At 35.5% G+C, this 7249-nt stretch carries 14 protein-coding genes; all 14 read right to left on the bottom strand.

Annotated features, from left to right (window positions below; translation table 11 throughout):
* Window positions 1-63: 63 nt before the first annotated feature.
* Window positions 64-864 carry a hypothetical protein gene (locus Q0649_RS18890; protein WP_298845605.1) on the bottom strand — a complete coding sequence of 267 codons (801 nt, stop codon included), beginning with the start codon at window positions 862-864 and terminating at the stop codon, window positions 64-66.
* Window positions 852-1043, bottom strand: coding sequence for a DUF6948 domain-containing protein (locus tag Q0649_RS18895; protein ID WP_298845607.1), 192 nt, complete (start codon window positions 1041-1043; stop codon window positions 852-854). The genes Q0649_RS18890 and Q0649_RS18895 overlap by 13 nt, the downstream gene beginning before the upstream one ends.
* Before the next feature lie 147 nt (window positions 1044-1190).
* Entirely contained in the window at window positions 1191-1367 is a 177-nt protein-coding gene (locus Q0649_RS18900; protein WP_298845609.1) for a hypothetical protein, read from the bottom strand.
* Complete coding sequence (locus tag Q0649_RS18905; protein ID WP_298845611.1) at window positions 1367-1564, bottom strand: hypothetical protein; 198 nt, start codon at window positions 1562-1564, stop codon at window positions 1367-1369. The genes Q0649_RS18900 and Q0649_RS18905 overlap by 1 nt, the downstream gene beginning before the upstream one ends.
* Window positions 1565-1790: 226 nt before the next feature.
* Window positions 1791-2000: a hypothetical protein gene (locus Q0649_RS18910; RefSeq protein ID WP_298845613.1), complete on the bottom strand. Its 210-nt coding sequence runs from the start codon at window positions 1998-2000 to the stop codon at window positions 1791-1793.
* Window positions 2001-2003: 3 nt separating this feature from the next.
* Window positions 2004-2186: a hypothetical protein gene (locus tag Q0649_RS18915; protein ID WP_298845614.1), complete on the bottom strand. Its 183-nt coding sequence runs from the start codon at window positions 2184-2186 to the stop codon at window positions 2004-2006.
* A 315-nt stretch (window positions 2187-2501) separates the two neighbouring features.
* Complete coding sequence (locus tag Q0649_RS18920) at window positions 2502-2732, bottom strand: hypothetical protein (protein WP_298845616.1); 231 nt, start codon at window positions 2730-2732, stop codon at window positions 2502-2504.
* Window positions 2733-2930: 198 nt separating this feature from the next.
* Window positions 2931-3401 (bottom strand): hypothetical protein, encoded by a 471-nt coding sequence (locus tag Q0649_RS18925; RefSeq protein WP_298845617.1) that lies wholly within the window; start codon window positions 3399-3401, stop codon window positions 2931-2933.
* Between the two features lies 1 nt (window position 3402).
* Window positions 3403-3723, bottom strand: coding sequence for a hypothetical protein (locus Q0649_RS18930; RefSeq protein WP_298845619.1), 321 nt, complete (start codon window positions 3721-3723; stop codon window positions 3403-3405).
* Between the two features lie 556 nt (window positions 3724-4279).
* The gene (locus tag Q0649_RS18935; RefSeq protein WP_298845621.1) at window positions 4280-4723 is read right to left on the bottom strand and encodes a hypothetical protein; all 444 of its coding nucleotides are present in this window, start codon (window positions 4721-4723) and stop codon (window positions 4280-4282) included.
* 209 nt (window positions 4724-4932) lie between these two features.
* Window positions 4933-5109, bottom strand: coding sequence for a hypothetical protein (locus tag Q0649_RS18940; RefSeq protein WP_298845623.1), 177 nt, complete (start codon window positions 5107-5109; stop codon window positions 4933-4935).
* Between the two features lie 17 nt (window positions 5110-5126).
* A complete protein-coding gene (locus Q0649_RS18945; RefSeq protein ID WP_298845625.1) occupies window positions 5127-5396 on the bottom strand; it encodes a hypothetical protein in 270 nt (89 codons plus the stop codon).
* A 387-nt stretch (window positions 5397-5783) separates the two neighbouring features.
* A complete protein-coding gene (locus tag Q0649_RS18950) occupies window positions 5784-6371 on the bottom strand; it encodes a hypothetical protein (protein ID WP_298845627.1) in 588 nt (195 codons plus the stop codon).
* Window positions 6372-6396: 25 nt separating this feature from the next.
* Window positions 6397-6582 carry a hypothetical protein gene (locus Q0649_RS18955; RefSeq protein ID WP_298845629.1) on the bottom strand — a complete coding sequence of 62 codons (186 nt, stop codon included), beginning with the start codon at window positions 6580-6582 and terminating at the stop codon, window positions 6397-6399.
* Window positions 6583-7249: the final 667 nt, after the last annotated feature.

Below are 7249 nucleotides of genomic sequence, written 5' to 3' on the forward strand. Positions count from 1 at the left end.
ACAGTGATTCCCATCCTAACTTAACTGTAATTTGGGTCTACCCAAATATCTTTATTATCTATATTAATATCCCGCTAGTATTTGCCTTATCATTTCGCCCTTATACTCGTTTTGAGTTAGCTTAAGAAAGTCTAGAGTTGTCATTTCGGCAGATAGATCTATTCCATGTGATTGGACGAACATCCGTCTTCCAGTTTCACAGCTACCAGTTAAAGAGTGATGCCAATCGAAAAACAATTTGTTAGCATATTTTTCATCCTTCTTGAAAAGCTTGATGAACTCATTTTTCTTTTCATCAAAAGACAGAGAAGCAAAATACTTATCATTAACTGATTGTATTGCTTCTTCTTTAGTATCTCCGTGAGCAAATAGATTATTTGACTTCGCTATATATGATTTCTGTATGCTAAAGTCATATTGTATTACTAATACTTTAGCAACGTTGTTTACTATAGAAAGGAAGACACAAGGGATATTATCCACATAATAGACAGGCTTTTTATTGAAAGTCATAAAAGAGGCTATCTTTTTGTATAGGAAACCTTTTTTGTATTGTTCGTACTTTGGATTAATTTTCACTATTCCGCCATCGCCATAGCCATAGCCAGAGCCATAGCCAGAGCCAGAGCCAGAGCCATCGCCATAGCCAGAGCCATCGCCAGAGCCATAGCCAGAGCCATAGCCAGAGCCATCGCCATCGCCATAGCCATAGCCATCGCCATCGCCAGAGCCAGAGCCATAGCCAGAGCCATAGCCAGAGCCATCGCCATAGCCATAGCCATCGCCATCGCCAGAGCCAGAGCCAGAGCCAGAGCCAGAGCCGGTAGGCTTTATTGTCAGGAATTTTTTAATTACATCTTCCATTCTGGTACGTTTTGAATATTCAATGTTGCTTCATTTGTGCATGGTAGTACTTCGATTACCTGTGGGAGATAAACGCCTTCATCGTCAGTAATAGTCACCGTAAATTTACAGGCATTTGGCTTATTAGAACCTTCAACGGCTAATTGACTCAGGGATGCTGCGCCACTCCAAGACCACAATCGCCTAGCGTTTGTAATAATGGCTATAGAGCCATCTAATTTTTTCATGTTTCCAAACCATACTCCGGCTGAATGTGTTCTTACAATGTAGAATTTTTGAGTTTTAATTTCTGTTTTCATTTTGATTTATTTTATGTTAAATAGTATTTATTTGTTATCTATTACCGCTTTACCTTCAATGTCTTCCCAAGTAAAATCGCTTGCTACCTTCCAAGCATCTAAGCCCACATCCAGACATATTTTGTAGAAAGCGTTGAAACGTCTCTGTATAGGTTTTTCAGCATACATTTTATACGCATCCTTTATTTCCTGTGTGTATTCCATTAGTTCATCCATTTAACTACAAATCCAAATTTGGCTCCCATTTCTTTAGCTATATTTATTCTTTCGCCGGGGTCGTAATAATGTAAGAAACGTATGGTTCTATTAGGGAGCGTAAATTTTCTATATACCTCGTATATATCTATTTTATCTTGTGTGAAGATTACTGTATTTATTGTTGAGTATCTTTTCTTTGTCATCTTATTTGCTGTTTGGTTTGTATTAATTTATCCCAATGGTCTATATGTTGCCTTATACTTTGGAACATGCTTATAGTATGAGTTACTTTTTCTATCCTTTTTTTGGTAACAAAAAATATATTTCGGTAAGTAACTTCTAAAGTGAGTTCGTAATTAAATTCCCAACTATCACCGAAAAAATGAGTGGGTAAGCTTTCATAGCTTAATAATATTCTTTTTGCCATGTCTATTTTATTTTTTCCTCAATTTTCATAAGAAATAGAGCTGTGATAAAAGCCCATATCAAGGCAGGAAATATATAACATCCTAGAATGTCTTTTACTGTTATTCTTGTGGCCCCTATGTTGTGAATTAGGATACTAATGTAGTGGCCTGAAAAACCGCTTAAAACTATCCAAATAACAAGAGCTACTATAAATATTATCTTCTTTTTCATGGTTTAAGGTTTAATTTCTGGTTCAAATTGATCGTATTCTACAAATTCTTTAGGGACATTAAGTCCGCGCCTCATTGTGTCCATTTTAAGGATATTTTTAATGTGAGGGTAATCGTCCTCAATCCATGCAAACTCGTCAACAAAATGGTAATTCCTATCAAAGCCTATAGCCGTGTTGTGAGTCACTATCGTGCCAGCCGGTACAGTAATCAGGCCGTAGTGTAGATAGTCTGTTGTGTAGTCTTTAATTGTCTTCATGACTAAAAATTTATGCCTGATAAATAGGTTTCCATTTCTTCTATTTCATCAGCCGTTAGGTTAATAAATAATTCTTCTGCTAAGTCATCAGCGTGACCACTATCGAATGTATGATCCAAAGTCGCTTCGGTAAATGACAGAGATTCTTCGGAGTCCGGATCAAAATCTATAATTACTACTTCCACATGATCTGAGTTACTCGCTATTTGCTGAATTATGCCACCTTGAATAGTGATTAGTATTTTAGTTGCCATTTTGTTTATTAATTGAGTAATTAACCATTTCTGTTAGTGTTCTACATTTGCATTTTAAAACAGGCTTAACATTTACATAAGAATCTAACCGCCTATCGTATACCTCTTTTATTTCGGGGAGATCTATCTGTTCATTGTTAAGGTCACATCTAAAATAAAGTGGTGAACCTCTGCCAGATTCCTTTACGAGTGCTTTACACCCTGCGCATGACCTAATCATAAGTTTATAGATTTGATTGAATAAATAGTTCTGAATAGTAAATTGCTGTGATTAACCAGAAAACAATCAAGATAATCTCAAACTTGAATTTTGTTTTTTTAAATATGTTACTGTGTAAAACAGATAATACATATCCGATTGTAAAATAACCTGCGTATTCCTGAATGTTATAAATGAACTCTTTCATGTTTTTAGTTTTTAATCTGTGTAAGCTATATAAATGAACCTTCCTTTTTCTTTGTTTATCATTTCAAACCTCCCTCCAAATGTTCCCCGTATTTTATTCATATCTATTTCAGTACCCACCGGAAACATGCCTGTTATTTTCATTGATGAATTGCTATGGCTTTCACTTCTATAGTCAAAAACAGATACATTTTCATTAGACCTGAATTTTCTGTCAAACTCATTTCTGATTGCTTCCCCCTTTTCTCGTTCTTCCTTCCATCTGTCTAACTGTTCTTGTGTTGGCTTATTAGCCTCCATAGATTCCCTACGCTCGTCCTCAGCATCCCAATCGCATTCGGGGCAGTATTCACGTGGAGTCTCACAATAAGAGCATGGCGGGTTTATATGGCAGCTACAGCCACCATATGAATCGTGTTCTTGAATGATTCCTTTGCATTCTTCTCTATTGCACGTTTCTCCTTTAAAATAACCTTCTTCCATATCAGTAATTGCCACTTTCAAGTTCAAAAATACATTCTGCTATAACCCAACGACCTTCATTTGTTTTTAGAAACTCCTTAAAATCGTCGTAACCATAATAAGAACTTACATAATCATACATGTCATTTTCAGAATATTCACTTAGATTTATTGCTATTTTTATTTCTTCATCAGTTTTAAATCTTTTTGGAGTTATTCCCTCAAACTTATAATCAAAAAGAGGTTCTTTAAATTCAAAAATCATATCTGATATTTGACGGCCATATTGTTGGTTGTTTGGGTCTGTGCATACCCACTCAAACTGTGAAATTTCCATATTCATAAGAATTAATTGATTCGTTTATGTCCTCTGCTTCTCACGTCCGGGAGTTGGAACCCGGTAATACTAGCATTACATCTAAGAGATAGTTAACACTACCATAGGCATACAGGTTTTTCAGACCTCACTCCTTAGACATGGTTACTATTGGCAACCTAGGTGCTTTATTCCTGCACACGGGTGAGCTAACCGCCCCGGTATGTGTATTTCGCTACAGTAAGCGTACAATGACGTAACATTGCAATACGTACAGTAAGATGTAAGCTTTATTGTCCCCGGCTTGCTGCGATCACAAGCTAAACGCATTCGGGATAATTAGTCAGTATAAAATTTTTTCAAGCCTGCTGATTTTAAAAGTTTAGCTATTTTATATTGTCTACTCAAAAGGGTATAAAATTCTATTTTACAATTAGAGTGCTTATTCTGTATTTTAGATAGTCTCCAAGCTTCTGTAAATACATATTTTTTTATGTTCATCGTGTTTTATTATTGCGCTTGGCTCGGAACCGCCCCGAAGGATTGTTTATTCAATCCCTGCATGTCAACCAAGCGGGTAATATTAATTAGTGCGGTAGATGTAATACGTTTCGCCATTTACACTTACTTCTGTTTCTTCACCGTCATATCCTGATAATGAATGCCCTCTACCATCTTGCTTCGCATCATTCTTCCATGACTCATTATCAAAGTAATTACGATACGATTCAGGTATTTCAGGAAGAATACAATCATCAATATATGATTCTAGTGATTCTTCCCATAAATCGTTAGCCTCCTCATTACTGCACACTAAATATGTACCTCCCTCAGATTCGAAAACTGAATCATCATAAGAAGATTCAGTTATTGTATCTTCTAATAGTTGAGCTTCATTTTCAATAAACTCTTCTGCTTCATTTATATTCATTTCATCAATCTCTAATTGACTAGCTCCTGTATAATAGTCCCCTTGAAATTCGAATGCCTCTATTCCTAAATGGTTTGCTAATGCTAAATTTTTCATGGCCTTATTTTTTGATATATTGTTTGTAAATGTTTCCTGATTTTGAAGTTCTTAATACATATTTCCCGCCTCTACTGCCTTGGTACAATTTGTAGCTTACTGAGCTAATGACCGTATCCTTTAACACCTTGTCATTGTTGGGTTTTACCTGCTGACCAAATACTATAGATGATAAGCAGATTAATAATATTGTGAGTATGTTTTTCATTTTAGTCTGTTTTAAGTGTCATTTCGTGAACATGGTAATAATCTCTTTTGCTATTGTATTTTCCGTTAAGCTTCTTGCACTCTTTTTCGGCTTCTTCTTCTGATGTGTAGTAATGGTCATCGGGATCTTTTAATCCATCATAGCCGTTATCTTCGAGTATTATATAAATTCTGTTCATATGTGTAATATTTATGGTTACCTTAATTCAATTAATTTGAATACTTTACCTGCTTTATCTCTATTGATATACCCGTGTTTTGGTCTATCCATACAGTTTTTAGGCAATAAACCAGTGTCAATAATAACCTGCATGGCTTCATGGTCATGTCCCCTATAGCTTTGTGTATTATATTTAGTATCCCCAACGAAAACCGGGACATTGTTTTTTATTTGATATACTCTTAAAGATACATTACCCCCGTAAGTAGCTTTTTTAAACTCTGTGGTATATATAAATGTTTTCATAATTATGCAGGTATAGTAAGTAAAACAATTGATCCCAATACAAATAAGGTGAATAATATTCCCATGAATATCCAAATAAGGCCGTGTGTTGAATTTTCTTTAGCTAACTGAACGTGATACTCGTTCAATGCTTTTGAGTTGCTTAAATCAATCATAACGTAAATTTTAATGCAGAACACTATTGTCCTGTACTACTTTAAGCGCAAACCCCGAAGAGTGTTGCGCTAATTATTAGGTGTGTTTATTAATTTCTTTGAGTTTTAAAATAGTGAGGGTCTGACATCCATCTTCGCCCTCACATAATTAACGCTCTCACTGCCTCATCCCCGCACATCCGAAGAAGGCGAGGCAAGCAAACCGCTAAGACTTGCGGAACTTTACAGTATCTTAATAGGCATAATCCATATTGTAACCGTGCTTACTCAGGAAATCGCATAACTGTTTAGGTAACTCAAATACTCCATCGTAATCTACAAGCTCTTTATCCTCAAAAGACAAACCGCCTTCCTCTGTTATTTCTAAGTCGTCAACATTCCACTCAAACCAGCCTTCGCCATTTGATCTAATCCCTACAGTTATAACACTTTCTGATGAAGATGAAAGCTCAGTTTGACCGTAACTTGTTTCACTATTAATTACACTGGTAAATGTAATTTCTCCCTGAAACTCCATATCCTGAGCAATATTGTTGAATACTTTGCTACCATCCTCAAAAACTTCTACTTCTGGTACAGGCAAATAAAAATCACCACCTTTAAATGTTGTGAAATCAGCTATTACATAAAACCTGCTTTCAATTAAGATATCAAACTTAGCTTTCAAGTCTTTCAATGTATAATCATTGTAAGCGATGTAATGACCAGCAGACATCATATGACTAACAGCGTAATGATAAGAACCTTTATCCCATCTGTAAGCACGTGAAAGTGATTTTATAGTTTCATAAACTTTGGCTTTGTCTATTGAAGTTTTCATTATTGTAAGTCTAAATGATGAATGATTAAACGATTACCTGTAAAGGTGAAATGAAACTGCTAATAGCATACGTATTACTCCACTTGTCAACATCAGCCAAATCTACTACCACCAAGTAGCCGTTTGAAATCTCCATTACCTGACCTGTGTAAATACCCAAATTACCATTGCTGTAATTAACCTGCTGACCTACCGTGATTGTATGTGACATAATATTATAAATTAGATTGTATAAATAAGTCTAAAAAATATAAACTCGAAATTACCCATGCAAGAAGAACAATATAAACATAAGCAGGTTTACCAAGCCTACATAATGACACAATTCTAATAAGGGAGTAAATTATACTTATACATCCTAATACCTGTGTAATCGTTATCGTTAGATCATTCATAACTATTAATTTTAAACTGTCCCATTATTAGGACAGCGCCTTTTTCGCTACATTGCTTCCGGCATTTCAAAGGTGCAAACTATATTTGAATTAAACAAACAAATTGAAATATTAATTTCATAAACTTTACTTATACCCCCTTAACACACAAATAAAGCCATATTAGCACACGCTAAAAAAAAGACGTGCAATACCCAACCCACAAAAAACCACTAAACCCCTCTATCAGCGTCGTATCGAGTCACAGGTGCAATGATCAATACTACACACCCAACCGTAAATAATACAACGCAATCTTAAGCGTTACAGGGCATCGAAAATCATCACGCATACATTCATACCATTCAATACCCAAAACGCCAACACAACGCCTTAAACACACGCAAAACATACACACATACAATATACATGTAATAGAGCGGGGATTGACCATTTCTTTCAACCCCTCATACGAGTTGGTTGTGATTGGTTTGTTTATGCTGT

The organism is uncultured Clostridium sp. (genome assembly GCF_937920395.1).
In the GTDB taxonomy this organism is placed as follows: Bacteria; Bacillota; Clostridia; order Clostridiales; family Clostridiaceae; genus Clostridium_AD.